Source organism: Brevibacterium picturae (assembly GCF_900105045.1).
Classification (GTDB): Bacteria; Actinomycetota; Actinomycetes; order Actinomycetales; family Brevibacteriaceae; genus Brevibacterium; species Brevibacterium picturae.
Genome location: NZ_LT629739.1, coordinates 4,332,737 through 4,358,468, shown reverse-complemented (window position 1 = coordinate 4,358,468; position 25,732 = coordinate 4,332,737). Strand labels below are relative to the sequence as shown.

The following is a 25,732-nucleotide window of genomic DNA, read 5'->3' as shown; positions in this document are numbered from 1 at the left end:
TCTTGCGTTCAATGCCCAGAGCAGTCTATTCGCCTGATCAGGCGAGGTGAGTCTCAGACCTCGCGGAGCTGACGTTTGAGGATCTTGCCGGCTGAGTTCTTGGGCAGTTCGGCCACGAACTCGACGCGCTTGGGCACTTTGAACCCGGCCAGACGATCCTTGACATGTGCGAGCACATCAGCCTCGGTGAGCTCACCCTGGTCAGACTTGGTGACGACGAACGCCGAGACCGCTTCGATCCACTTCTCATCGGCAACACCGACCACCGCCACTTCGGCGACCTGAGGGAGTTCGAAGATCGCGTCCTCGACCTGTCGGCTGGCCACCAGAACACCGCCGGTGTTGATGACGTCCTTGACACGGTCGATGACCTCCACGAAACCGGATTCGTCCATGGTGACGAGGTCTCCGGAATGGAACCAGCCGTAGTCGAAGGCTTCTGCTGTCGCCTCTGGCTTGTTCCAGTAGCCCTCGCACAATTGGGGTGACCGGTAGAGGATTTCGCCCTGCTCACCGACTCCGACATCATCGCCCTCGGCATCGACGACACGCGTCTCGACGAAGAAGACCGCTCGTCCGGCCGAAGCCGCGTGATCATCGTGCTCTTCTGGGCGCAGCACGGTGCACAGAGGCCCCATCTCGGATTGGCCGAAGCAGTTGTAGAAGCCGAGCTTGGGCAGACGCTGCCGCAGCTTCTCCAGCACCGGACCGGGCATAATCGAGGCTCCGTAGTAGGCCTTGCGCAAGCTCTCGAGGTTGCGGGTATCGAGGTCCGGACTGTTGGCCAGGGCGACCCACACCGTTGGCGCAGCGAAGAAGGAGTTGATCTCGCGTTCTTCGAAGATCGCCAGCAGCTGCTCGGGGACCGGTGCCGGAACGACGATGTTGTGCGCTCCGATGGCCAACAGCGGAATCAGGAAGACATGCATCTGCGCCGAATGGTAGAGGGGCAGAGCATGGACGACCCGGTCCGTGGGAGCGAAGTCGAGGCTCATCAACGATGACATGTATTCGTGCACGAGTGCACGGTGGGTCATGATCGCTCCCTTGGGCGCCGAGGTGGTGCCTGAGGTGTAGAGCAGCTGTGCGACGTCGGTGTCGACGACGTCGAACTCTTCAGCAGCGGCCGGGGCGATGTCTGCGGCGGTTGCCGGGTCGACAAGGGTGGCGAAGTCCTTGACCTGAGCTCCGGATCCAGTCGGTGTGGCGCTGACCGCGTCGAGGAGATCCGCATCGGCGAAGACGACCTTCGCTCCGGAATTGTCGAGGATGTAGTCGAGCTCGTCGTTCTTGAGCTGATAGTTCACCGGCACATGGATGAGGCCGGCGCGGGCACATCCGAGGTAGAGGAGGAGGTAGAGGTCGGAGTTCTTCCCGTAGGCGGCGATCCGGTCTCCCTTCTGCGCGCCGAGGCTGACCAGCTCCCGCGCCACAGCGGTGACTGCCGTATCCAGGCTGGAATAGGTCCAGGTGCGGTCGCCGAACTCGACGGCGACATCGTCACCGAAGCGTCCTGCGCTGCGGCGCACGATATCGGCGACGGTCGAGGAGAAGCGCAGGCTAGGCGATGGCGTGGTCGATGCATTCGTAGTCATGGGCCAAATCTATAACCGAACGATCGTCTGGTGAACCACGTCTCACATATTTTCCAGGTGACCCGGACAATTCTGTGCTGCTAAGTCGACAGTGCCGAGGCAACGCGGTGACCATCGCCTGACCGGTGCTGCGCGGATGTAATACTGTGGTGGCATGAGATACCCGAAGGTCAGCGAATGTGTCGACGTGTTCGAAGCACTGTGGCCGACGGCCCTGGCAGAGAGCTGGGATTCGGTCGGTCTGGCCGTGGGTGATCCCGATGCCGAGGTGCGTTCGATCCTGCTCGCGCTCGATCCGATGGATGCGGTCATCGCCGAGGCGGTGGTCCTGGGCTCGGACCTGGTGTTCAACCATCATCCGCTGATGCTTAAACCCGTGAAGTCGGTCAATGCCGCAACCCTCAAGGGCGGTGCCGTCCACACGCTGATCAGCAATGACATTGCTCTGTTTAACGCCCATACGAACGCCGACTCCGCACGCGGGGGAGTCTCCGACGTGCTCATCTCCCTGCTGGGGATCGACGACGCGCAGCCACTCGTGCCCCATGGAGAAGGATTGACCACCGGGATCGGCCGGGTCGGAGACCTGGCCACGCCGACTCCCGTGCGAGATATCGCCCGGAGCCTTTCGAACAGCCTGCCGCGGACGACGACCGGGGTGCGCATCGCCGGCGATCCAGCGGCGACGGTGACTCGGGTCGCCGTCTGCGGGGGAGCAGGAGACTCCCTGTTCAACGAGGTCCGCGCCAGTGGTGCAGAGGTCTACATCACCGCTGATCTTCGTCACCATCCGGCCACCGAGGCCCGTGACACTGCCAACAGGCAGGAAGGTCGACCACAGCTCATCGACGTCTCCCACTGGGCCTCGGAAACCGTCTGGCTGACCGCCGCGGCACAGCAGTTGGAGACCGAATTCGCCGATCGCGGGCTCACTGTCGCCCTGCAGCATTCGGCGGTCAACACCGACCCCTGGGTCGAACGCTATTGACCCCGTGCACTTGACCCCAGACGCTTCGATGACAAGGATTTCCCCATGCTGATCACGGCCGAACAACGCACAGAACTCGAATCTCTCATCGAGCTCGCCGCCCACGGGCGCGCGCTGCGGCACGAACACGACAATCCCAATCAGGCCTCGGCGCTGAAGGATCTCGTGTCTTCCCACAAAGATCTCGAGGCCAAGAAAGCTGAGGCTGCGGAGGTGGTGGAGAAGTTCCAGACCGAAGTCGCCGAGCATGCCGCGGCCATCGAGGCTCAGAATGGGCAGATCAGGAAGAAGACCGTCGAGCTCAACGACGGCACCGGCCTGACCAGCCGAGACCTCGTGAATCTGCAAAATGAGATCTCGGGTCACGAGGAACGGGTCGCTGAACTCGAGGAGGCTGAGCTCTCCTCCATGGAGGAACTCGAAGCCGCTGAGGCCGCCCTCTCGGACGTCGAGTCCTCCCTCGCCGAGGTGATCGCATCGGGCCGTGCCACGCAGACGGCCATCAAGGACCGCAAATCGGAGTTGGCCGCCGAGCTCGAGACCAACAGCGCCTCAGCGCAGAAGCTCAAGTCCGACCTGCCCGACGCTCTGGTTCGCCAGTTCGACCACAACGTCGCACAGGGCGGGCCCGGGGCCGCCGTGCTGAACGGTCCGAACTGTCAGGCCTGCGGCCAGGAGATCAGCGGTATGGCGTGGAAGGAAATGCTGCTCGAGGACCCGAACCAGACCTATGAGTGCGAAGAGTGCGAGGCGGTTCTGCTGCGTAAGGGTTGAGGCACGACCCGCTGCGGACGCGGAAACGTCTCAGTCGCGTCGCACGCTCAGTCACGCAGGACGATGGTCAGCGCCGCCGGTTTGCTCTTGGCATGGGGAGTGAACTCGACCTCATAGGACTCCTCTGCCCGCGAGACCAGCTCCTCGGCGGTGGTGGGCAGCTTCCGATCATCTGAGAGCAGTCGACCGACGAGTTCGCCGCGATAATACTTCGCCCAATGGGAGACGACGCTGCGTTTGGAATCGGTGACTTTGACTGCGCCCAGTGCAATGACCTGCTCGTGGGGCCCTGGCCACGCGGCCCGGTAATCACTGGAACGGCAGTCCAGGATCACCTCGGCGGGGTCGACGGTGAAGGACTTGCTCAGAACCGGCTTCCACCAGGATGCGAGCTTCCCCAGGGTGCCCAGGTCCGTCTTCATCGCCAGCCGATAGGCCGGAATCGGATCAAGTCCGTTCACCTGGCCGAAGAGTGCCGAGAACACATGCACATTCCGCATCCGCTGTGCCAGGGTCTCGTCGGACATGGCATCGGCGACGAGATCGGGCGCACCCATCGCTTCGTAGAGAACACCGGAATATGTCAGCAGGGCCGGGGCGCAGGGAATGGTGTCAAGGCTGATATTGCGTTCGACCTCGGTTGAAAGTGAGGCGCCCACGCCTAGCTGCTCTAACGCGTCCTTGCGTTTGGAGACCTTCTGCAGGGCAGTGAGAACCTTCTTTCGCTGCGGGGTGAGATCCGGAGTCGAGAGCTCGGGGAGATCGAGTGGGGGACCCGAACTGGCGGGGGTCTTACCTTCTGAAGGTGGCAATAGGATCTTCACCTCACCATCGTAGGTCGCCGACGCGTCGGCTTCGATTCGCTGTCGACGTTAGTTTCATCACCCCTCCATCGCGCCTGCGGCGAGGTGTCCGGTGCGCAGACGGACTGGACCGGGGGAGTACGCGGATCTGGCCGCTGATTCCGAGCAATGAGGGTAGACTTCTGTACTCGAGGACAGGTCACCAGACGGTCGCGGCTCTCTCACGAGGGCTGAGGAACGTCCGGGCTCCGCAGAGCAGGGATGGTGGGTAACACCCACCCGGGGCAACCCGCGGGCCAGTGCAACAGAAAGCAGACCGCCCAGTTTCGACTGGGTAAGGGTGAAACGGTGGTGTAAGAGACCACCAGGGTGCCGGGTGACCGGCGCCGCTGGGTAAACCCCATCCGGAGCAAGATCAGACAGACGACGTTCGAGGCTGCTCGCCGAGTCGTCGGGTGGATTGCTCGAGGCCGGTGGCAACATCGGTCCCAGATAGATGACCGTCCGTCGAGAAGGGCAACCGACTCGATGACAGAACCCGGCGTATCGGTGGCCTGTCCTCACCTCAGCCGACCGGTCCCACCCCGCCGAAAGGCGAGTCGAGGGCCTTAGGCTCTCCTCGTGTCTCGCAGCAGCAACAGCAGCGAGCACATGCCGAACACGCCGATGACGGCAACCAGCCCCACGATCAGGATGGCGATGTCGGCACCGATGTTCACATTTTCGGCTGGTTCGGTCGGGGAGTTGCCCTCTGGATCGATGAACGCGGTGATGGTGTCGCCGGTGTCGAAATCGTCGTATCCGTCCTCGCCGCGGTAGATCATCGGCTTCTCGATCGGAGTGCCGTCGGGATGCTCGAGGATGTACTCGTGCGTGTAGGCCTCGCGTTCTTCCCGCGAGCTCGTATTGTGCGAGGTGTGCACATCGACCGTGTGATCGACGATCACGACCTCGGTCAGCTCACCGGTGCGACTCACACCGAGGTCCTCGGCCAACATCACCGCGGCGAGCCCAGCAAGTGCCACAGCCGGAACTGCCAACCAGAGCACCCAGCGTCGGCCGACGACCCTGACCATGCCGATCATCACGAAGATGGCTGTGCAACAGGCGATGACGATGCCGGCAAGCAGGGCCTGTGGCCACAGGGCTGTGATTGCCAGGGCCACAGTGAAGCCGATCAGCAGAATGGCCAAGAGGAGCACGAGTCCGAGCTGGCTGCCGCGTGCGAGTATCTTCATTCGTGCCTCCTATTCGCAGCCGGGTGGCAGCCTGTCAGGGCAGCTGTCGATTCGCACCTATGCGGCCCCCTTCTTCACCTTCGCTTTGCCGTTGTTGGCCGCCAGCATGGCTGCCCCGACGATGCCCGCGTTGTTGAGCAGCTTTGCCGGTTTCATCTCTGCGCGAGTGCGGATCAGAGGCAGGAACTGTGCATGTGATTTCGAGATTCCGCCGCCGATGAGGATGACGTCGGGTGCGACCAGCAGCTCGATCTGGGAATAGTACTGCTGCAGGCGGCCTGCCCAGTCTTCGTAGCTGAGGTCCTCGCGCACCTTGATCGATTCGGCCGCCTGTGTCTCGGCATCCCGGCCATTCATCTCGATGTGCCCCAGCTCCGTATAGGGGACCAGGCGCCCCTGAGTGAACAGGGCGGTGCCGATGCCGGTGCCCAGAGTTGTCAGCAGCACGGTCTTCTTCCGATGCCTGCGACCTGCTCCGAAAGTCATCTCAGCCAGACCAGCCGCATCGGCATCGTTCATGAAGTAGAAACGTCGACCCGTGGCCTCGGCGAGAATGGCGGTGATGTTCGACCCGATCCAGGACTGATCGAGGTTTGCTGCAAAATCAACGTGGTCATCACGGATGACTCCGGGAAAGCCGCATCCGATCGGCAGAGCGTCCAGGGTAGAGCGGTCGTCGACGACTCCGAGATCCAACGCGGTGACAGTGAGTTTCTCGAGGAGGTCTGCCATTGCCGATCCGACTTCGGGCGGAGTGCTCGGCTTGGGGGTGAGGATTCGAACACGCTTGAACGCGAGGTTCCCGGTCGCGGTGTCCACGAGCCCGGCCTTGATTCCGGTTCCGCCCACGTCGAGTCCGATGGCGAAGCGTCTCTGCTGATCGTCGGTCATCTCAGTCCTGTCGGGTCGTCGGTCCCGCAGCGATGGCTGCATCGGCGTCGGGGAGGGTGAGGATGTCGGCACCGGCCTCGGTGACGACGAGTGTGTGTTCGAACTGGGCTGAGCGCTTCCTGTCCTTCGTGACCACGGTCCAGGCGTCGTCCCAGACGTCCCAGTCGACGGTGCCGAGGTTGAGCATCGGTTCGATCGTGAAGATCATGCCCGGTTCCATCACCTCGGCGTGGGCAGGTGCGGCATCGTAGTGGGGGACGATGAGTCCCGAGTGGAACTCACGGCCGACTCCGTGCCCGCTGTAATCGCGGACGACACCGTAGCCGAAGCGTTTCGCATACTTCTCGATGACCCGTCCGATGACGTTGATCTCACGGCCCGGCTTGACGGCCTTGATGCCGCGCATGGTGGCTTCCCATGTCCGTTCCACGAGCAGGCGGGACTCCTCGTCGACATCGCCGGCGTAGAAGGTGTAGTTCGTGTCTCCGTGCATGCCGTCGATGTAGGCGGTGATGTCGACGTTGACGATGTCTCCGTCGGCGATGACTGTCGAGTCGGGTATGCCGTGGCAGATGACCTCATTGAGCGAGGTGCACACCGATTTCGGGAAACCCCGGTAGCCCAGGGTCGAGGGATAAGCACCGTGGTCGCACATGTATTCGTGGGCGACACGGTCGATCGCGTCGGTGGTCGCTCCGGGTTCGATCATCTCGCCGACGGCCGCCAGCGTATTCGCCGCGATCCTTCCGGCCGTGCGGACCTTTTCGATGTCTTCGGCGGAGTAGAAGTTGCTGCCCCGGCCTTCGTCGGCATCTGCCCGACCGACGTATTCGGGTCTGGTGATGTTCAGCGGGACGGGCAGTTCGGGGGAGACGGTTCCGGGCGTGAGCAGGCGAGGAGTATCAGTCATGGTGCTTTCGATTCTAGAGCCGTTGCGTCCAGATATTCCACAGTTGCGATGCCTGTCGATGTCACCCGCCCTGCGGCGAGGATAATAGAGTGAAGCCAAGGGGTGTCACCCGTGTCCACGACGGGCGGGAACCACTGACAACAGAGACGATGATGCGGAAGGGGCAGCGATGAACGAGCAGACTGGCTCTGCGAGTCACGAGTTCTCCGGTCTCAGCGACGTGGTGAGCCTGACGAGCGCACCACAGCAGATCGCCGACCACATCCTCTCCGGCATCGCAGTGGGTGCATTGCCCGAAGGGACGCTGCTCCCCGGTGAGAGGGCACTTGCCGCCGACCTACAGGTCTCCCGCTCGAGCGTGAGGGCGGCCCTGCTGCGCTTGGAGCGTCTGGGCGTCGTCGAACGGCGTCGTGGACGCGGCGGAGGGACATTCGTGTCCAACGCGGAGCCGACTGCACTCGCGCCGATGGCCGATCGCATCGGAGAATTCCATGCCGAACGCCGAAACCTCCTCGATGCGCGTGCGATCTTCCAGCACAGCGTGGCCGCGACTGCGGCACTGCGACGGACCGACGAGGAGCTGACCGGACTTCGGGAACTGGCGCAGAGATATTCCGAACGCGCCGAGGCCACCGTGGCCAGAACAGCCGATGCCCAGTTCCATTTCGCCATTGCGCGGGCCGGCCACAACCCGGAGCTTGTCCGCATGGCTGTCGACATCGACACCAGGATCAATGCGGGATTCCGGCACGATCCGTTCTCCCACGAGCTGTTCGAGCACGCGGTGGCCGATCATGCGGCCATCGTCGAAGCGATCGCCACCCACGACGCACCGGCAGCCGGGCGATTGTGCGAGGAGCACTTCCGGTCGACGACGATGCCGCCCCAAGGCTGAGGCACACTCGCCGAGGCACACAACACGAGGAGGGCCGACACCAGCGCATGGTGTCGGCCCTCCTCGTGTGCAAACTGTGCATGTGCGAGCTCTCGGCCTGAGATCAAGCGCTGGGAGCCCCCGATCTCAGGCGTCAGTGACCTCCGGTGTCAGTTCGCCAGGGCGTGTTCGACGGTGACAGCCTCAAGACCGAAGGCCTCGGCGACATTGTCGTTGGTGACGTGACCATTGTGGATGTTGAGTCCACGCGCCAGGGCCGAATCCTTCGACAGCGCTGAATGCCATCCCTGGTTGGCGATCTTGACGGCGAAGGGCAGAGTCGCGTTCGTCAACGCTGCCGTGGCCGTGTTCGGAACAGCGCCGGGCATGTTCGCCACACAGTAGTAGATCGAGTTGTGCACCTCGAACGTGGGATCATCATGCGTGGTCGCACGCGAGTTCTCGAAGCAGCCACCCTGATCGATGGCGATGTCGACGAGGACCGAGCCCGGCTTCATGCCCGCAACCATCTCGTCGGTGACGAGCTTCGGTGCCTTCTTGCCGGGAATGAGCACCGAGCCGATGACTAGGTCGGCAGAGGCCAGGGACTTCGTGATCTCGTACTTGTTCGACACCTTCGTCGCGATCGCACCGGCGAAGGTCTCATCGATCTGGCGCAGGCGGGGAATGTTGATGTCGATGACTTCGACGTTGGCGCCCAGACCCAGCGCCATCCGAGCGGCATTGGTGCCGGCGACACCGGCACCGATGACGACGACGTTGGCACGCTCGACACCGGGGACACCCGAGAGCAGGATCCCGCGCCCGCCCGAGGCCTTGAGCAGGCTGTGGGCACCGACCTGCGTCGAGAGCCGACCGGCGATCTCACTCATCGGCGCCAGCAGCGGAAGTCCTCCGCCGTTGGGCTGGACCGTCTCGTAGGCGATGGCAGTGGTCCCGGCGTTCATCAGCGCCTGTGTCAGCGCTTCATCCGCGGCCAGGTGCAGGTAGGTGAACAGGATCAGGTCCTTGCGCAGGAAACCGTATTCCTCGGCGATGGGTTCCTTGACCTTGAGGACCATGTCACCGGCGGTCCAGGTCGATTCCGCGTCGGGGGCGATGGTGGCGCCGGCGGAGGTGTACTCATCATCGGTGATGAATGACCCAACGCCGGCACCGGCCTGGACCGTGACGTCATGTCCGTGGGCAACGAGCTCGTGGACACCGGCAGCGGTGATGGCGACGCGGAACTCGTTGTTCTTGACCTCTGTGGGCACTGAAATGCGCATAGCTTTCCTTCTCTTATGTTGCCCCGTGGGCAGTTCCAGCCAGTTTCACGCATGGCTGAGGATGCATCTCACTGTATTCCGTTGAAGGTCTGGAGGGCAAACCTTTATTACCAGGATTCGTGACAATCTCTGCGGAATCGGTGGGATATTGCTCCGACTGATACGGAAACATCATTTTCTGTGGCCCTCAGACACAAAACGTGTCATTTTTTGATGCCCAGCGCACACTGAAAGAGGCGCAGGGGCCGGAGACCGATGAGCGTCAGCTTCCGGCCTCCGGCAAGGTCGCCATTTCTCCCGTGGCGATGGAGTGCGGTGAGGTCCTGGCGGCACGAGACAGAACCGGTAAGCTGAAATCTGTCAGGGATTCACCACACCCGCGATGGAGGGCTCGACATGGGACTGTTCAAAGATATCGACGATGCCGATTCGAAGTACTACTTCAATCTGCAGACCAACGAGGTCGAGCGCGGCCTGGTCAGCGACGCGGATCATCGCATGGGTCCGTATGAGACCGAGGAAGTGGCTCGAGCCGCCCTCGAACGGGCCAAGGCCCGCAATGAGGAGTGGGAAGAGGACGACAAGAAGTGGAACGGCTGAGGAATGTCGCGTCAGGAAGAGTTCGTTCTTCGCACCGTCGAAGATCGTGAGGTCCGCTTCATCCGCCTGTGGTTCACCGACGTCCTCGGCGGGCTGAAGTCGGTCGCAGTGGTCCCGGCAGAGCTCGAGGGTGCCTTCTCTGAAGGCATCGGCTTCGACGGTTCCGCCGTCGAAGGGCTCTCCCGGGTCTACGAGGCCGATATGGTTCTCAAGCCCGACCCTTCGACCTTCTCGCTGCTGCCGTGGCGCGGTGAGACGGAACCCACCGGACGGATGTTCTGCGACATCCACGTTCCCGGGGGAGAACCAGCCCAGGCCGATCCCCGCAATGTCCTCAAACGGACGCTGGCAAAGGCAGCGGAGAAGGGGTTCTCGTTCTATGTTCACCCGGAGATCGAGTTCTACCTGTTCAAATCGGACAACCTCGACCCCAGCACCGGCATCATCGAGGGGACCAGGCCGATACCCGTTGACACGGCCGGCTACTTCGACCATGTCAACGGCGGCACGGCCAACGACTTCCGCCGCTCCGCTGTCACCATGCTTGAGGCCATGGGCCTGTCCGTCGAGTTCTCCCACCACGAAGCCGGCCCGGGTCAGAACGAGATCGACCTGCGCTATGCCGATGCTCTGACCATGGCCGACAACATCATGACCTTCCGGTCGGTGATCAAAGAAGTCGCGATCTCTCAGGGCGTATACGCATCCTTCATGCCCAAACCGCTCAACGATCACCCGGGCAGCGGCATGCACACTCATGTCTCGCTCTTCGAGGGAGAGAACAACGCGTTCTTCGAACCCGGTGCCATGTACCAGTTGTCGAGGACGGGCAGGCAATTCATCGCCGGCCTCCTCACCCATGCCGCGGAGATCACCGCAGTGACGAATCAGCATGTGAACTCCTACAAGCGACTGTGGACCGGTCACGAGGCACCGTCCTACATCTCCTGGGGGCACCGGAACCGTTCGGCCCTGGTGCGCGTGCCCCAATACAATTCGGGGAAGTCGTCGTCGGCTCGCATCGAATACCGGGCCCTCGACTCCTCTGCCAACCCGTACCTGTCCTATGCGCTCATGCTCGCTGCCGGGCTGAAGGGAATCGAAGAGGGCTACGAGCTGCCCGAGGAGGCCGAGGACAACGTCTGGCAGCTTTCGGACACGGAGCGTCGCGCCATGGGAATCCAGGCACTGCCGTCCAGCCTGTCCCACGCCCTCGAGATCATGGAGCAGTCGGATCTGGTGGCTGAGACCCTGGGCGAGGAGGTCTTCGACTTCTTCCTGCGCAACAAGCGCCAGGAATGGAACGACTACCGTGCTCAGGTCACCCCGTTCGAACTCAGCAAACACTTCACCTCGATGTAGTCCCATGTCCCGGATCACTTCGCGCACCTCGGTCGTCTCCGAGTCAGCCGCCCGCTTCCTCGACGAGATCAACGAACTCCTGGGCCAGCCCTTGGCCACGGACTCGCGCTTCATCGACCTCCTCGAGGCGACTCCGGATCCGCACCAGGCTGCGCTCGGCCTGCTGCGGGTCCTGGAGGCCGCGGGGGAGTCCGCACCGGCGTTCCTCGAGGCCGTCCGTTCGTCGACCGGACCCGATCTGGCAGAAGACGAACTCGACCGCGCTCTGCTTCGTCGTGTGCTCGCAGTCATGGGCACCTCGGAAGCGATGGTCGACCACCTCGTGCGACATCCGGAGTCTCTGCCGCAGCTGGTGGAGAAGTCGCCGTTCCTGATGATCTCCACCCCTGCCGCCTCGGCGGTATCGCTGCGCAACGATCTGCTGGCAAGCGTGGGAGCCGATCCTGAAGATCCGGCACCCACGGCGAACCACCTCGGCGAGGAGGCGATCAAGGATCTGCGCCGCACCTATCGCGATTCACAGCTGCGACTCGTCGCCGATGACCTTGTCGCCGAGGCTCCCGAGGAGATCGTCGATCACGTCATGGCCGTGCTCTCGGACCTGGCCGCTGCCGCCATGGACGCTGCACTGGCCATCGCCAGGGCAGAGCTCGACCCCGAAGGCAGCGTCCGCATCGCTGTGATCGCTCTGGGCAAGACCGGGGCACGCGAGCTCAACTACGTCTCCGATGTCGATGTGGTCTTCGTTCTCGACTCGGCGACGAGTGATGAGCAGCGCGACCTGGCCACGGAGCTCGCCCAACGCATGCGCAGCATCCTCTCCGACGCGGGTGCTGAGCCGGCCCTATGGGAGGTCGACACGGCGCTGCGGCCAGAGGGCAAGGCGGGTGCCCTGGTGCGGACGATGTCGGAGTTCACCCGCTACTATGCCGACATCGCGAAGAACTGGGAGTTCCAGGCCCTCCTCAAAGCACGGCCCGTCGCTGGCGACGTCGGAGTGGGTGAGGAGTTCGTCGAGACGCTCCTGCCGCTGGTGTGGGAGGCCGCCAGCAGGCAGGGCTTCATCGATGGCATCCGCTCGATGCGACGTCGCGTCGTCGACCTCATCCCCGCCGCCGAAGCGCCCCGGCAGATCAAGCTGGGACGCGGGGGACTGCGTGATGTGGAGTTCTCCGCCCAGCTGCTGCAGCTCGTCCACGGCAGTACGGACGAGGACATCCGCACCCCGAACACGCTGATGGCCTTGGAAGAGCTGGGCGAACACGGGTACATCGGGAAGGAGGACGCCTTCGTCTTCTCCTCGGCCTACCGTTTCATGCGGGTGGTCGAGCACCGGGTCCAGATTCCGCGGATGCTGCGCAACGCGCTCATCCCCGACGACGATGAGAAGCTGCGCATCCTCGCCCGATCGGTCTTCACCTCAGGTTCTCGGACCGGAGCCCGGCTCGAGGACACACGCAAGGACTATGCGAAGCAGGTTACCCGCCTGCACGACCAGATCTTTTACCGCCCCATCCTCGATGCCGCCGTCGGCGTGCATGGTGCTGTCGTCGACGCCCACAACCGGGGCAGCAGCATGCAGGCAGCTGCCGATCGGCTCCGGGCCTTCGGCTACCGCGACCCGCAGGGCGCTCTGGCCCATATCAAGGCGCTGACGTCGGGCATGTCGCGGACAGCGCTGGTCATCAAACAGGTCCTGCCGGCACTGCTGGACTGGTTCTCCGACGGAGTCAGCCCCGATGCCGCGCTTCTGGCGTTTCGTCGGCTCACGGACTCGCTGTCGTCCTCCGGCTGGTTCCTCAAGATGCTGCGCGACTCCGGTCTGGCCGCGAAGTCGGTCGCGGAGGTTCTCTCACTGTCCGGCTATGCCAGTGAACTGCTCCTGCGCCAACCCGCCGCAGTGGCCTGGTTGGACAACTTCGACAACCTCACATCGCGCGATCCGAAGGCTCTGGAGGCCGAAGTCGGCGGTCTGCTCAAACGGCATGGGGCTTCGGCGATCACTCCGATTCGTGAGACCTACAGCCGTGAGCTTCTGCGGATCGCTCTGCGTGACGTCCTCGGCGTCGGAGATCGGGCGGAAATCCCCGGCGACCTCGCGGCCCTGATGGATCTCACGGTCAGCAGCGCGCTGCAGGCCGTTCGCATCGACCTCGACCAACCCGACACCCCGTCCTACGAGTTTGCGGTCATCGCGATGGGCCGGTGGGGCGGAAGCGAGATCGGCTACTTCTCCGATGCCGACGTCACCTTCGTCTATCGCAGCGTCGGTGAGGAGCTTGGGGCCGAGGAGAAGGCGAAGCTGAGCAAACACGTCAACAAGGTCGCACTCGGCATGGGGAGCCGGCTCAAGGCCAGCGAGGCGGCCCAGGGCGTCGATCTCGACGCCGACCTGCGGCCGGAAGGGAAGAACGGGCCACTGGTCCGCACTCTGTCCTCCTACCGGGCCTATTACGCGAAGTGGTCCCAACCATGGGAGGCACAGGCGCTGCTGAGAGCCCGCCCCGTCGCCGGTGATTCCGGTCTCATCGAGGACTTCACGGAACTCATAGACGGTCTGCGGTACCCCGTCGACATGCCGACGAAGTCACTGACCCAGGTTCGCACGCTCAAGGCCAGGATGGAGGATGAGCGCTTGCCCCGCAACGCGGACAAGAGGCGACATCTCAAACTCGGCCGGGGCAGTCTCTCCGACGTCGAGTGGACGGTCCAGCTACTGCAGCTGCAACACGCCCACCGGATCGCCGGACTCCGGACCACGTCGACGCTGTCGGCACTCGGTGCCGCTGCCGAGGAAGGCCTGATGCCGACAGACGACGCCGAGGAGCTCGCTGCCGCGTGGCAGCTGGCGACCGATGTCCGATCAGCCGTGATGCTGTATCGGGGGCGCACAGCGCAGTCGCTGCCGGAGGAGCACTTCGAGCTCGAGGCCACGGCCCGGCTCCTCGGATACGCTGCGGGAGGCGGCCACGAACTCGAAGACGACTACCTGCGCGCCACGCGGCATGCGAGGAACATCATGGAGCACCACTTCTACGGGTTCTGAAGCGCCCTCAGTCGAATTCGAGGCCCAGGAGCGCGTTCTCGACGACCTCGGGCAGCGCGGGATGGATCCAGTACTGGCCCTTGGCCATCTGGTCCGCGGGCTGTCCGAATGCCATCGCCTGGATGAGGGGCTGGACGATCATCGATGCTTCATGACCGACGATATGCGCGCCCAGGATCTGTCGAGACGCCTTGTCCGCGATGATCTTCACGATCCCGGGGTCATCGGCCATCGCCCAGCCGTACGCCACGTCGGAGTACTTCTGAACCTTGACACTCACGTCGTACCCGGCACGCCGTGCCTCGTCTTCGGTGATGCCGACGTAGGCCACCTGGGGCGAGGTGAACACAGCCCCCGGGACCGCACGATGATTGACCGACCGCAGCTCCGCCTCGGCGGCAGCGCCGGGTTCGCCCGCCGCCACGTCGACGGCGAGGTTGTCGCCGACGACATCGGCTTCATGATTGGCGACGTGCTTGAGCTGGTGTGGGGAGCTGATGTCGCCGAGTGCGAACACGCCGGGGACCGGTTGGCCGTGTGCCAGCACGCGCTGAGCTGAATCGACGCGCAGACGAGCGTCATCAAGGACGTCGAAGCCGGCATCCGCAGCATCCAGGCCGGCGGTGTTCGGGGTCCGACCGGTGGCGATGAGGACAGCATCAGTCTCGATCTGAGACGGAAGTTCAACCTCGCCGAGGCGGCCGCTGGCTTTCAGAGTCAGTCTCACCTGATCGTCGTCGAAACTGTATGAGGCGACCTCGGCTCCGCGGTGAACCGTATGGGTGCGTTCGAAGAGGTCCGTGAACTCCTGTGAGACCTCCTCGTCGATGTTGCCGAGCAGGCGGGGGCCACGTGCGATCACCGTCACCTCGGTGCCGAACCCGGCGAAGACGTGGGCGAACTCCATTGCGATGATGCCGGATCCGATGATGACCAGCCGTTCGGGCTTCTCAGGAATGCGCATGATCGAGTTCGACGTGAACACGGGATAGCCGTCGGTGTCCACACGCTGCGGATCCAGGCCTTCGGCTGCGGGGATGACAGGGGAGGCGCCGGCCGCGATGACGATGCGATCGGCAGTGATCTCCTGGCCCGAGGCGGTGCGCACCGTCTTGGTACCAGTGAAGTGAACGTGTTCTGCCAGAACAGTGACATTGGGTTGGCGATCGCCGCTGCGGTACTCCCGGCCTCCGGCTTCGATGGCGTCGACACGGTCGAAGATGCGCTTCTGCAGCGCCGGCCAGTCGACGCTGTTGAACTCTGTAGAGAGGTTGTAGTGCTTCGCGTCGGCAGCCTGTTCGGCGATCGTGGCGGGATAGACGAACATCTTCGTCGGAATGCACCCGACGTTGAGGCAGGTTCCGCCGAAGTGCCACTCCTCAGCAATCGCCACGTTGAGGCCGGAGAATCTGTCGTCGAGGAACATGTTCCCCGAGCCTGTGCCGATCAGAAGGAGATCGAAATGCGTCATTGTCCATCCCTGTGTCAGTTGTGGTCACCATAGAAGGCCGCCCTGGTCAGAAGCGCTGAAGGGCGCCACGGGTGGCAACCCGTGACGCCCCCACTGTATTCCCTGCAGCTGCTGGCACATACGCCTTGGAGCAGTCCGCGAGCCCTAGGACTGTGGCTCAGAGTGCGTAGTAGAGCTCGAATTCTGTCGGAGTCGGACGCAGACGTGCAACGTCGATCTCATTCTCACGCTTGATCCGAATCCACGTCTCGATCAGGTCGGAGGTGAAGACGTCGCCCGCGGTGAGGAAGTCGTGGTCCTTCTCGAGCTCGATGAGCGCCTCATCGAGGGAGCCGGGGACCAGCTTGATGTCCTTGGCTTCCTCTGGTGGGAGCTCGTAGAGGTCCTTGTCGATGGGCTCCGGGGGCTCGATGCGATTGCGGATTCCGTCGAGGCCGGCCATCAGCTGGGCTGAGAAGGCCAGATAGGGGTTGGTCGACGGGTCCGGAACGCGGAACTCGAGGCGCTTGGCCTTCGGCGAGCTGCCGGTGACCGGGATGCGGATCGCGGCGGAGCGGTTGCGAGCCGAGTAGACCAGGTTGACGGGAGCTTCGTATCCGGGCACGAGGCGACGGTACGAGTTGATCGTCGGGTTGGTGAAGGCCAGCACTGCGCCGGCGTGTTCGATGAGGCCGCCGATGTACCAGCGAGCCAGATCTGAGAGACCGCCGTAGCCGTTCTCGTCGTAGAACAGCGGCTCACCGTTCTTCCACAGCGACTGGTGGCAGTGCATGCCCGAACCGTTGTCATCGAAGAGCGGCTTGGGCATGAAGGTGGCCGACTTGCCGAGTTCGTAGGCCGTGTTCTTGATCACGTACTTGAAGTCCAGGAGCTGATCGCCGGCATGCTGCAGGGTCTTGAACTTGTAGTTGATCTCCTGCTGTCCTGCGGTGCCGACCTCATGGTGGGCCCGCTCCATCTCGAAGCCGATCTGCTCCAGCGTCAGCGACATCTGATCGCGGATGTCGGCGAACTTATCCTGGGGGGAGACGGGGAAGTATCCGCCCTTGAACGGGGTCTTGTAGCCGAGGTTGCCGCCGGGCTCGTCTTCGCCCGTGTTCCAGGCAGCTTCCTCGGAGTCGATCGTATAGAAGCTGCTGCCCGGGGTGTTCTGGTAGCGGATGGAGTCGAAGAGGTAGAACTCCGCCTCGGCGCCGAAGAAGACGGTGTCGGCGATGCCGGTGCTCTCGAGGTAGGCCTCGGCCTTGGCCGCAACCTGGCGAGGGTCCCGAGAGTAGGGCTCATCGGTGAAGGGATCGACGATCGAGTGCGTGATGACCAAGGTCTTGGCCTCACGGAAAGGGTCGATGTAGGCCGATGAGACATCGGCGAGCAGCTTCATGTCCGACTCGTGGATGCCCTGGAAGCCCGTGATTGAGGAACCGTCGAAGAGCAGACCTTCGGTGATCTCTTCCGTGCCGTACGAGGCTGCAGGAAGGTTGAAATGCTGGACGACACCGGGGAGGTCGCAGAAACGGACGTCAACGAATTTGACGTCGTTCTCCGAGATGTAGTTGACGAGTTCTTCAGCAGACGAGAACACTTAGTCTCCTAGTTAGATTATGGTGGTCGTTTGTCTTGACCATTCCCAATCTTAGTTGCAAGCAGGTGAAGTGCTGATGACGTCCATGTTTCGGGCATGTTTCCTGAGGGTTCGTCCAGGTTGGATTTGGGTAAACTGGGTCCGTGATTAATCGTGATGACCTCGGATCCTGGCTTGAAGGGCCCAAGATTGAGCGAGAAGACGGCGATTGGCCGGGCAGGCGCCTGGGATTGCCGGAGACCGGCTCACATTCACTCGCTCCCGCCTGGCGCAGACTGCTGGGGCTCCTGGTGGATTGGTTCTTGTGCCTGGCCATCGCAAACCTGATCGGCTCGTCCAATCCGTTCCTGGCTCCGGGTCTCTTCGCCCTGGAGCACTTCCTGCTCGTGTCCACTCTCGGATACACGATCGGTCATAGGATCTTCGGCATCGAGGTCCGTCGCCTGGACGGTCATGTGCCGGGGTTTGCCAAAGCACTCATCCGCACTGCTCTGGTCGTCCTCGTCATTCCCGCGCTGATCTTCAACCGCGACAATCGCGGTCTCCACGATCTGGCTGCCGGCACACTCATTCTCAAACGCTGAGGCCGTGACGAAGGCTGAGAACCGGGCCTGCACAGCAGGGAGCCAGCTACTCAAAACAGCAGAGGGCCACCGACTCAAACGAGTTGGTGGCCCTCTGCTGTTGTGGACAGATGAAGCCTGTCCGGGCGGATCAGCGTCCGCGCATCGCTTTGTGGTTCGGCCGAGCCTTGTTCGGATCGATTCCCTTCGGGATCGGAGGGCGGGTGCCCTGAGTGCCGAGAGCGGCGAGGCGATTGCGCACGGCCAGCACCTCTGCCTTGTTGAGCTTACGGGGAAGCTTCTGGACTGCAGGGACGACCTGCTTCATCTTCAGCTGACCCTCTTCATTGCCACCCTGAAAGGTGTGGACCGGGACGTTGGGCAGAATGCGCTCGTGGCGCTTCCTCTCCTTGGCCAGCAGCTTCGCACTGCGTCCCTTCGGGCCCTCGCTGAGGAGGACGACTCCTGCACGACCGGTCGTGCGGAACACGAGGTCACGGCTCTTCGGGTCGATGGCGATGGGCTTATCGTCCATCAGGTATCCGCGGCGGGCGGTGTTGAGCACGGCACCGAAGGCACCGGACTGTCCGTCCATCTGCGCGAACGCGGCAGTCTCAGCGAAACGGCCGAGCATGAACATGCCGAGCAGCAGACCCACCATGAAGCCGAGGATCGTTGTGAAGACCGCTCCACCGAAGATGAGCCCAGCCAGCAGGCCCACGAGCGTGCAACCGAGGACCGCTGCGGCAAGCAGCCAAGGAGTGGCCTTGTTGTGCTTGGCCGACAGCTCATAGACCTGCTTCATCTGCGCCAGGCGACCCGGCTTCTTGTTCGGATCCTTGGGCTTCCGGCGGAAAAGTCCTTTGCGCGGTTCTTCGCTCATGCTCTCACTTGCTCTTGAATGGCGTATCGACGTCGAGGCGAAGCCTCGAGCGTTCTCATTGCTCAGCAGTCAAGTCTACCTCTTCGCCCGGGCCGAAGGTATCCACAACGGCCTGTGCCTCCTGCTTGGCGGGAGTGTGCTTGTCAAGGTGGGATAGATGGGCGGGAATCGCGTCTCCGCGGTGGCGCATGGCCGTGGCCCACAAGCGACCGGCACGGTACGAAGAGCGCACCAGCGGGCCGGACATGACGCCCAGGAATCCGATGTCCTCCGCTGCGTCGCGCAGCATCACGAAATCGGCCGGCTTAACCCATCGGGTGACCGGATGGTGCCGAGGGGAGGGCCTCAGGTACTGGTTGATCGTGATGAGATCGCAACCGGCATCGTGGAGATCCTGCAGGGTAGCGATGACCTCTTCGTTGGTCTCACCCATGCCCAGCATGAGGTTCGACTTCGTGATCAGGCCAGCCTCGCGCGCCTGGGTGATCACGGACAGGGAGCGCTCGTACCGGAATGCCGGCCGAATGCGCTTGAAGATCCGGGGGACCGTCTCGACGTTGTGGGCCAGCACCTCCGGGCGGGAGGAGAAGACCTCAGCCAGCTGATCCGGCTCGGCGTTGAAGTCGGGAATGAGGAGTTCGACTCCCGTGCCGCTGCCGTCGGAGTAGTCAAGTTTGTGGATCTGTCGCACGGTCTCCGCGTACAGCCACGCGCCGCCGTCGTCGAGGTCGTCGCGAGCCACGCCGGTGATCGTCGAGTAGCGCAGTCCCATCTCCGCGACCGAGGCGGCCACGCGACGGGGCTCATCGGCATCGAAGTCGGCAGGTTTCCCGGTGTCGATCTGGCAGAAGTCGCAGCGTCTCGTGCACTGCTCGCCGCCGATGAGGAACGTCGCCTCTCGGTCTTCCCAGCATTCGAAGATGTTGGGGCAGCCGGCCTCTTCGCAGACCGTGTGCAGCTCCTGTTTGCGAACCAGCGACTTCAGAGAGGTGTATTCGGGGCCGATGTGGGCCTTCGCCTTGATCCAGGCGGGCTTGTCTTCGATCGGCGTCTCTGAGTTCCGTGCCTCGACACGGAGCATGCGGCGGCCTTCTGGCGCTATGGTCACGTCAATTCTCCTAGGCTGTGATGTGGGTGTGCAGGATCTCGTCAAGGCGGTTCGCGACATCCTTGGGTGTCACGTTGCGACCGAGTTCCGCACTCATGGTCGTGGTGTCGGCGTCCGCGATACCGCAGGCGATGATCGATTCGTATGCGCCGAGGTCGTTGCTGCAGTTCAGTGCCAGGCCGTGCATGGTCACGCCTTCGTGGATGCGGATGCCGATCGCGCCGATCTTCCGGTCGCGACGGGTTCCGTCCCCGAGGATCCAGACTCCCGCACGCCCCTCGATGGTGGTGGCCTCGATGTCGTACTCGGCGAGGAGTTCTATCATCGAATCCTCGAGCTGCGAGACGAACAGTCGGACCTCTTTGGTGTCGTTGAGCTTGTAGACGAGGTAAGCCACCAGCTGTCCCGGCCCGTGCCAGGTGATCTTTCCGCCACGGTCGACATCGATGACTTCTGTGCCGTCATCGGGACGCTCGTGGTCCTCGGTGCGTTTCCCGGCAGTGTAGACCGGCGGGTGTTCGAGCAGGAGAATCGTCGATTCGCGATCCCCGGCGAGCACTTCTTCGTGATACGTCTTCTGCAAGTCCCAGGTTCGCAGGTAGTCCGAGTAGACGGGTGCGAATCCCAGCGTTTCTGTGACCAGAGGCATGTCCCCCAGACTATGTCTCTTGTCGCGGGGGTTCAATTTCATTGAAGATGACCCTCGACACCATGGAGCGGTCCATTCCTATTGACATACTGTTCGATAGCAAACGATACTAAAGAGACTCAAACGCATTCGTATTGCATATCAATGGCCACGGAATCCATCGACGGAGATGACGAACAATGACGTGGGAACTCCAATCACCAGTCTCAGATGACATCCACCGACTCTCCAACGCTCGGGGAGAGACGCTGTGGGGAGTCGCCCACCTCGGATTCGACACTGACCATCCCGAAGCACTCGGCGTTGCGGACATCGATCTGCCGACCGGCCTCAGCTCACTTCTTCTCGTGAAGCCGTTTCCCGGCGGCCTGGTCCTCGACGCTGTCCGCTCCTACCAGGGATTGGTGGAAGGGGAGTTGAGCACGCTCTTCCTCGGCATCGCCGATGAGCTGCGGGGGAGCAGAGACGCGAGCTCCCGATTATGCCTCGAGTGCATCGGCCTCAATGCCGATGGTCGCCCCCGCATCATCCCCGGAATCAGCCGGACCCCGCCATCCTCAACGCGCTTCGCGATCGGAGAGATGATCTACCGTGCGGCGTACGGTCGCCCTTGGTCACAGAGCCCGCTGCCCGTGGCACTCGCACTGCCTGAATGCTCACAGCCCCTGCAGAACCTGGTGGCACAGCTTCTGGATGAGTCCATCACGGATGGAGGTCTCGACGACACCCTCGCCGAGGTGACCGCGACTCTGCGTCGAACGGGTACACCGAGCGCCCTTCCCCTCCTGCCCGCCGAACGCGATCTCGACCCGGGCCAGGCCCTGACGGCACGATTGCGAGCGGCCAAGGCCCCTGCCGTTGCACACCCTCCCGAGACCACGCGACCTCCCGAGACCACAGATGCAGCAGATCGATTGCGGGCCGCCAGCCGGGGCGGCACCCGATCGCGCAGCCACGGACCGCGCAGTCACGGACCGCGTCGCCCTCGCCGACCACGAAGAAGGTCCATGCTCACGCGCATGTCAACTCTGCTGGCGGCGGGAAGACGCAGCCTGCTGGAGCGATTGCCGGCTTCGGGCATACGATCACGCAGATGGATGAGCGGCCCGCGAGCCTGGGCTCTCTTCGCTGTGATCATGACGGTCATCGGCGGCGCCGTCATGATCAGGTCATGGAGTTCGGAGGACACCGCCGCCTCGGTGAGTTCGCCCCAGGACGTGAGTCAGGGGCAGAGCTCGAGCCCGCCCGCGGAGGGGACACCGCCCCACGACGACGCCGAGACGATGTCGGACAGTCAGATTCTCGCTCTCCTGAATGACCTGTGCCAGAAACGGTCAGAGGCGCTGAGTGCCGGTGATGATGAGGCCTTAGCAGCATTGACCGTTCCCGATTCATCGGCTGCCGCAGCCGATGAACTGCTCGACCTCCACGCGTTCGTCGGCAGCGACTACACGATCGAGTTGGCCGATCCGGTCATCAGAGATCAGACAGACCACCGCATCCTCATCGATGCCCGAATGTCGGCGAGCGTGACCACTTCGGGGGAGGAATCGGGGTTCGAGCCCGTCCACGTCGAATTCGAACTGGCGCGGCATGCGGACACCTGGAAGATCCTCGAAGTCACGGAGATCGACCACTGATCGGTCCACGACCCTGAGGGCATGAGGAGGGCCGGCCACATCAGTGACCGGCCCTCCTCATGCCCCGGTGAGTCGGGCGACTCAACCGATGGGGCTGCTCGTGGAAGAAATCAGAGATCGAGGTCTGATTCGAAGTTTCCTTCTTCCAAGCGAGCCTTGATCGTCTGCAGGAAGCGTCCTGCATCCGCGCCATCGACCAACTGGTGGTTGTAGGTCAACGGCAGGTAGACCATGTCGCGAATGGCAATCGATTCCTCGCCGTCGGCGGTCTTGACGACGATCGGGCGACGCACGATCGTCCCGGTGCCCAGAATGCCCATCTGCGGCTGGTTGATGATCGGAGTGTCGAACAGTGCACCCACGGAACCGATGTTGGTCACGGTGAACGTTCCACCTGACAGCTCATCAGGCATGATCTTGTTGTTGCGGGTGCGGTCGGCGACATCGTCGATGGCCTTCGACAGCCCGGCGATGCTGAGCTCGCTTGCGTCCTTGACCACCGGTACGACGAGTCCCCGCGGGGTGTCCACGGCGACTGCCAGGTGCTCATGATCGAAGTACGTGATCTCCTGGGATTCCAGGTCGTACTGTGCGTTGACCTTCGGGTGCTGCTGAAGCGCCTCGACGACTGCCTTGCCGAAGAACGGCAGGTAGGTCAGTTTCGAGCCGTGCTTGGACTGGAAGGGTTCCTTGTTGGCCTTGCGCAGTTTCACGACTCGCGTCATGTCGACCTCGACCACCTGGGTCAGCTGAGCCGATACATCGAGGGACTCGCTCATCCGCTTGGCAATCGTCTGCCGGATGCGCGAAGCCTTCTCCGTGGTGCCGCGAAGCTTCGCAGCCTCCTCCGGAATCTCGAGCTTGAACGGTGCCTTGGCGCCACCGCCTGCAGGAGCTGCAGCGGCGGACGATCCGGAGCTGCGGTTAGCGGCTGCGGACACGACGTCCTGTTTGCGGATGCGACCGCCCACGCCGGTGCCGGTGACCGAGCTCAGGTCGACGCCCTCCTCACGTGCCAGACGACGCACGAGCGGCGTCACGTAGGCGGCGTTCTCGCCGACCGTGTCGGCAGCGGCGGGCGCCGAGGCTTCGGTCTTCTGCTCAGCCTGCTTCGCAGCGGCGGAATCAGGGGTCTGCCGCTTCGGAGCCTCTTCAGCGGGCGCGGACTTCTCGTCCTTGGCCGGAGCCTCTTCCTCAGCGGACTCTTCTTCAGCCGGCTCTTCGGCGGGGGCTTCCTCAGTTGAGGCCTCCTCAGCAGCGTCGGAGGCTTCTGCCTCGGACGATCCGGAATCTGCTGATCCCGAGTCCGAGGAAGCGGGAGCGCCAGTGCCGACGCGTGCCAGCGGCGCACCGACCTCGACGGTCTCGTCCTCTTCGGCCAGGTGTGCCTGCACAGTGCCTGCCACGGGTGAGGGCACCTCGGTGTCGACCTTGTCGGTGGACACTTCGAGGAGAGGTTCGTCGACCTCAACCTCTTCGCCGACGTCCTTCAGCCACCGAGTCACGGTGCCTTCTGTCACTGATTCGCCCAGCGCTGGCATGGTGATCTCGGTGCCTTCGCCTTTGGAACCGGACGGGGCCGGCGCTGATTCTGCTGATTCGTCTGCTGAGTCCGAGGGTGTCTCCTCGGCTTCCTCTGCCGCTGCGGGCTCCGAGTCCTCGGCTGGTTCAGAGGACGCCTCGTCTGCTTCAGACGAGCCCTCGTCCTCTGCTGCGGTCGACTCTGCGGAGTCTGATCCGCTGCCGTCGCCGATGTAGGCAAGATCTCCACCGACTTCGACGACGTCGTCTTCGTCGGCCAGGATCTTCTCCAAAACACCTGCATAGGGGCTGGGAATCTCTGTGTCGACCTTGTCGGTCGACACCTCGAGCAAGGGCTCGTCTACTTCGATTTCTTCGCCGACCTCTTTGAGCCAGCGGGTGACTGTTCCTTCGGTCACCGACTCACCGAGAGCCGGCATCTGCACGGAATTCGACATGTCTTTCGTCTCCTCGGATCTTAAGAGTGGAAGTGCAGGGGTTTGCCGGCAAGAGCCAGGTGGGCCTCGCCGAGTGCTTCATTCTGCGTCGGGTGAGCGTGAATGAGTTGCGCAACTTCCTCTGGGAATGCCTCCCAGTTGATGATCAGTTGGGCTTCGCCGGCCTGTTCGCTCAGTCGAGCGCCGATGCCGTGGATGCCGACAACAGGTCCATCCTTCTCGCGGATGACCTTGATCAGGCCGGTGGTGTTCAGAATCACGGACTTGCCGTTTCCACCCAGGTTGTATTCGAGGGATTCGACGCTGTCGGCTCCATACTGGTCCTCGGCCTGCTGGGACGAGAGTCCGACCGAGAAGATCTCGGGTTCGCAGTAGGTCACGCGGGGGATGCCTGATTCCAGGACGGGAACCGGGTTGAGCCCTGCGATCTCCTCGGCGATGAAGATTCCCTGACCGAAGGCACGGTGAGCCAGCTGCAGTCCGGGAACGATGTCGCCGCAGGCGTAGATGTTGCCGACGCCGGTGTGGAGGCGTTCGTTGGCCAGGACGAATCCGCGGTCCATCGGGATGCCCTGCTCTTCGAAGCCGAAGCCGTCGGTGACCGGGCCACGGCCGACAGCCACGAGGAGGTATTCGGCCTCGAGGACCGACCCGTCGTCGAGGGTGACCTTGACTCCGTCAGCGGTCTCTTCCACGCCCTTGAACATGGTGCCGAGTTTGAAGCCGATCTTGCGCTTCTTGAAGGCACGCTCGAGGTTCTTCGAGATCGTCTCGTCCTCGTTGGCCACGAGGTGCTTGAGTCCTTCGACGATGGTGACCTTCGCACCGAACGACGACCACACGCTGGCGAACTCGACGCCGATCACGCCGCCGCCGAGGACGATCGCCGAGCCGGGGACCTTGTCGAGTTCAAGAGCCTCGGTGCTGGTGATGACCCGGTCGGTGACGTCGAGGCCGATGGTCTTCGATGTCGAACCGGTCGACAGGAGAACGTTGGTTCCGGTGACGGTGTGCTTTCCGTCTTCGCCGTCAACTTCGACGGTGTCCTTGCCTGCGAGCTTGCCGGTGCCGAAGTACGTGTCGATGCCACGTGCCTTGACCAGCCCCTGCAGGCCCTTGTAGTTGCGTGAAATCACATTGTTCTTGTAGTCGAGGACCTTCTCGATGTCGATGCCCTTGAATTCGACGTCGATGCCGAAGGTCGCTGAGTCCTTCGCTGTGTCGGCGACCTCTGCAGCGTGCAGAAGCGCCTTCGTCGGAACACAACCGCGGTGCAAGCATGTGCCGCCAACCTTGTCGCGTTCGATCAAAGCAACCTTCATGTCGAGTTCCGCGGCGCGCAGTGCGGCAGCATAGCCGCCGGTTCCGCCGCCCAGAACGACAAGGTCGTAGGTCAATGAGTCACTCACGGATTACTCCTCGTAGCTGTGAATAAGCCTGCCGTACGCAGCTTTCCTTCATATCTTTCCACTTTTCTCGCCAAGGGC

21 protein-coding genes and 1 other RNA gene are annotated in these 25,732 nt (G+C 63.0%); 9 read left to right on the top strand and 13 right to left on the bottom strand.

The genetic code is table 11. From position 1 onward, the window contains the following. Positions 1 to 53 precede the first annotated feature (53 nt). Positions 54 to 1,595: a fatty acyl-CoA synthetase gene (locus BLT92_RS19860; RefSeq protein ID WP_092108460.1), complete on the bottom strand. Its 1,542-nt coding sequence runs from the start codon at positions 1,593 to 1,595 to the stop codon at positions 54 to 56. 154 nt (positions 1,596 to 1,749) lie between these two features. Between BLT92_RS19860 and BLT92_RS19855 the strand changes: the two genes are divergently transcribed. Both BLT92_RS19855 and BLT92_RS19850 read left to right on the top strand, forming a co-directional pair. Beyond that, a complete protein-coding gene (locus tag BLT92_RS19855; RefSeq protein WP_092108458.1) occupies positions 1,750 to 2,583 on the top strand; it encodes a Nif3-like dinuclear metal center hexameric protein in 834 nt (277 codons plus the stop codon). A gap of 45 nt (positions 2,584 to 2,628) precedes the next feature. Further along, complete coding sequence (locus BLT92_RS19850) at positions 2,629 to 3,357, top strand: zinc ribbon domain-containing protein (RefSeq protein WP_092108456.1); 729 nt, start codon at positions 2,629 to 2,631, stop codon at positions 3,355 to 3,357. A gap of 47 nt (positions 3,358 to 3,404) precedes the next feature. On the opposite strand, the gene BLT92_RS19845 is transcribed toward BLT92_RS19850, so the two are convergent. Next, on the bottom strand, positions 3,405 to 4,181 hold the full coding sequence (locus BLT92_RS19845) for a YaaA family protein (RefSeq protein ID WP_092108455.1): 777 nt from the start codon (positions 4,179 to 4,181) through the stop codon (positions 3,405 to 3,407). A 173-nt stretch (positions 4,182 to 4,354) separates the two neighbouring features. Here BLT92_RS19845 and rnpB point away from each other — a divergent pair. Next, positions 4,355 to 4,722, top strand: an RNA gene (gene rnpB, locus BLT92_RS19840) — RNase P RNA component class A. A 46-nt stretch (positions 4,723 to 4,768) separates the two neighbouring features. On the opposite strand, the gene BLT92_RS19835 is transcribed toward rnpB, so the two are convergent. Genes BLT92_RS19835 through map form a run of 3 tightly spaced genes read right to left on the bottom strand, consistent with a single transcriptional unit; the run spans position 4,769 to position 7,199 of the window. Further along, the gene (locus BLT92_RS19835) at positions 4,769 to 5,398 is read right to left on the bottom strand and encodes a hypothetical protein (protein ID WP_092108453.1); all 630 of its coding nucleotides are present in this window, start codon (positions 5,396 to 5,398) and stop codon (positions 4,769 to 4,771) included. A 57-nt stretch (positions 5,399 to 5,455) separates the two neighbouring features. Then, the gene (gene ppgK, locus BLT92_RS19830) at positions 5,456 to 6,289 is read right to left on the bottom strand and encodes a polyphosphate--glucose phosphotransferase (RefSeq protein WP_092108451.1); all 834 of its coding nucleotides are present in this window, start codon (positions 6,287 to 6,289) and stop codon (positions 5,456 to 5,458) included. Position 6,290: 1 nt separating this feature from the next. Continuing rightward, positions 6,291 to 7,199 (bottom strand): type I methionyl aminopeptidase, encoded by a 909-nt coding sequence (gene map, locus BLT92_RS19825; RefSeq protein WP_092108449.1) that lies wholly within the window; start codon positions 7,197 to 7,199, stop codon positions 6,291 to 6,293. Positions 7,200 to 7,368: 169 nt separating this feature from the next. On the opposite strand from map, the gene BLT92_RS19820 reads away from it, so the two are divergent. Then, positions 7,369 to 8,094, top strand: coding sequence for a FadR/GntR family transcriptional regulator (locus tag BLT92_RS19820; RefSeq protein ID WP_092108447.1), 726 nt, complete (start codon positions 7,369 to 7,371; stop codon positions 8,092 to 8,094). A 149-nt stretch (positions 8,095 to 8,243) separates the two neighbouring features. On the opposite strand, the gene ald is transcribed toward BLT92_RS19820, so the two are convergent. Further along, the gene (gene ald / locus BLT92_RS19815) at positions 8,244 to 9,362 is read right to left on the bottom strand and encodes an alanine dehydrogenase (RefSeq protein WP_092108445.1); all 1,119 of its coding nucleotides are present in this window, start codon (positions 9,360 to 9,362) and stop codon (positions 8,244 to 8,246) included. A gap of 396 nt (positions 9,363 to 9,758) precedes the next feature. Between ald and BLT92_RS19810 the strand changes: the two genes are divergently transcribed. Genes BLT92_RS19810 through BLT92_RS19800 form a run of 3 tightly spaced genes read left to right on the top strand, consistent with a single transcriptional unit; the run spans position 9,759 to position 14,370 of the window. Continuing rightward, positions 9,759 to 9,962, top strand: coding sequence for a hypothetical protein (locus BLT92_RS19810; RefSeq protein ID WP_092108443.1), 204 nt, complete (start codon positions 9,759 to 9,761; stop codon positions 9,960 to 9,962). 3 nt (positions 9,963 to 9,965) lie between these two features. Further along, the gene (glnA, locus tag BLT92_RS19805) at positions 9,966 to 11,324 is read left to right on the top strand and encodes a type I glutamate--ammonia ligase (protein ID WP_092108441.1); all 1,359 of its coding nucleotides are present in this window, start codon (positions 9,966 to 9,968) and stop codon (positions 11,322 to 11,324) included. Positions 11,325 to 11,328: 4 nt separating this feature from the next. Next, the gene (locus BLT92_RS19800) at positions 11,329 to 14,370 is read left to right on the top strand and encodes a bifunctional [glutamine synthetase] adenylyltransferase/[glutamine synthetase]-adenylyl-L-tyrosine phosphorylase (protein WP_092108439.1); all 3,042 of its coding nucleotides are present in this window, start codon (positions 11,329 to 11,331) and stop codon (positions 14,368 to 14,370) included. A gap of 7 nt (positions 14,371 to 14,377) precedes the next feature. On the opposite strand, the gene BLT92_RS19795 is transcribed toward BLT92_RS19800, so the two are convergent. Together BLT92_RS19795 and glnA (BLT92_RS19790) are read right to left on the bottom strand one after the other, a co-directional pair. Next, positions 14,378 to 15,841 (bottom strand): mycothione reductase, encoded by a 1,464-nt coding sequence (locus BLT92_RS19795; RefSeq protein WP_092108437.1) that lies wholly within the window; start codon positions 15,839 to 15,841, stop codon positions 14,378 to 14,380. A 157-nt stretch (positions 15,842 to 15,998) separates the two neighbouring features. Then, positions 15,999 to 17,423 carry a type I glutamate--ammonia ligase gene (glnA, locus tag BLT92_RS19790; RefSeq protein WP_092108435.1) on the bottom strand — a complete coding sequence of 475 codons (1,425 nt, stop codon included), beginning with the start codon at positions 17,421 to 17,423 and terminating at the stop codon, positions 15,999 to 16,001. A 143-nt stretch (positions 17,424 to 17,566) separates the two neighbouring features. Here glnA (BLT92_RS19790) and BLT92_RS19785 point away from each other — a divergent pair, with 143 nt between their 5' ends. Beyond that, positions 17,567 to 18,007, top strand: coding sequence for an RDD family protein (locus tag BLT92_RS19785; RefSeq protein ID WP_092108433.1), 441 nt, complete (start codon positions 17,567 to 17,569; stop codon positions 18,005 to 18,007). A 130-nt stretch (positions 18,008 to 18,137) separates the two neighbouring features. Here BLT92_RS19785 and BLT92_RS19780 read toward each other — a convergent pair whose 3' ends face one another. From BLT92_RS19780 to lipB, 3 genes are read right to left on the bottom strand one after another with little or no spacing between them, the layout of a single operon-like run. Next, a complete protein-coding gene (locus BLT92_RS19780) occupies positions 18,138 to 18,869 on the bottom strand; it encodes a DUF4191 domain-containing protein (RefSeq protein WP_092108431.1) in 732 nt (243 codons plus the stop codon). Between the two features lie 55 nt (positions 18,870 to 18,924). Continuing rightward, complete coding sequence (gene lipA / locus BLT92_RS19775; RefSeq protein WP_092108429.1) at positions 18,925 to 19,977, bottom strand: lipoyl synthase; 1,053 nt, start codon at positions 19,975 to 19,977, stop codon at positions 18,925 to 18,927. 10 nt (positions 19,978 to 19,987) lie between these two features. Further along, a complete protein-coding gene (lipB, locus tag BLT92_RS19770; RefSeq protein WP_092108427.1) occupies positions 19,988 to 20,626 on the bottom strand; it encodes a lipoyl(octanoyl) transferase LipB in 639 nt (212 codons plus the stop codon). 179 nt (positions 20,627 to 20,805) lie between these two features. Here lipB and BLT92_RS19765 point away from each other — a divergent pair, with 179 nt between their 5' ends. Continuing rightward, positions 20,806 to 22,266, top strand: coding sequence for a hypothetical protein (locus BLT92_RS19765; RefSeq protein WP_092108425.1), 1,461 nt, complete (start codon positions 20,806 to 20,808; stop codon positions 22,264 to 22,266). Positions 22,267 to 22,376: 110 nt separating this feature from the next. On the opposite strand, the gene sucB is transcribed toward BLT92_RS19765, so the two are convergent. Further along, the gene (gene sucB, locus BLT92_RS19760; RefSeq protein WP_092108423.1) at positions 22,377 to 24,245 is read right to left on the bottom strand and encodes a 2-oxoglutarate dehydrogenase, E2 component, dihydrolipoamide succinyltransferase; all 1,869 of its coding nucleotides are present in this window, start codon (positions 24,243 to 24,245) and stop codon (positions 22,377 to 22,379) included. 20 nt (positions 24,246 to 24,265) lie between these two features. Then, positions 24,266 to 25,654 (bottom strand): dihydrolipoyl dehydrogenase, encoded by a 1,389-nt coding sequence (gene lpdA / locus BLT92_RS19755; RefSeq protein WP_092108421.1) that lies wholly within the window; start codon positions 25,652 to 25,654, stop codon positions 24,266 to 24,268. Between the last annotated feature and the right edge of the window lie 78 nt (positions 25,655 to 25,732).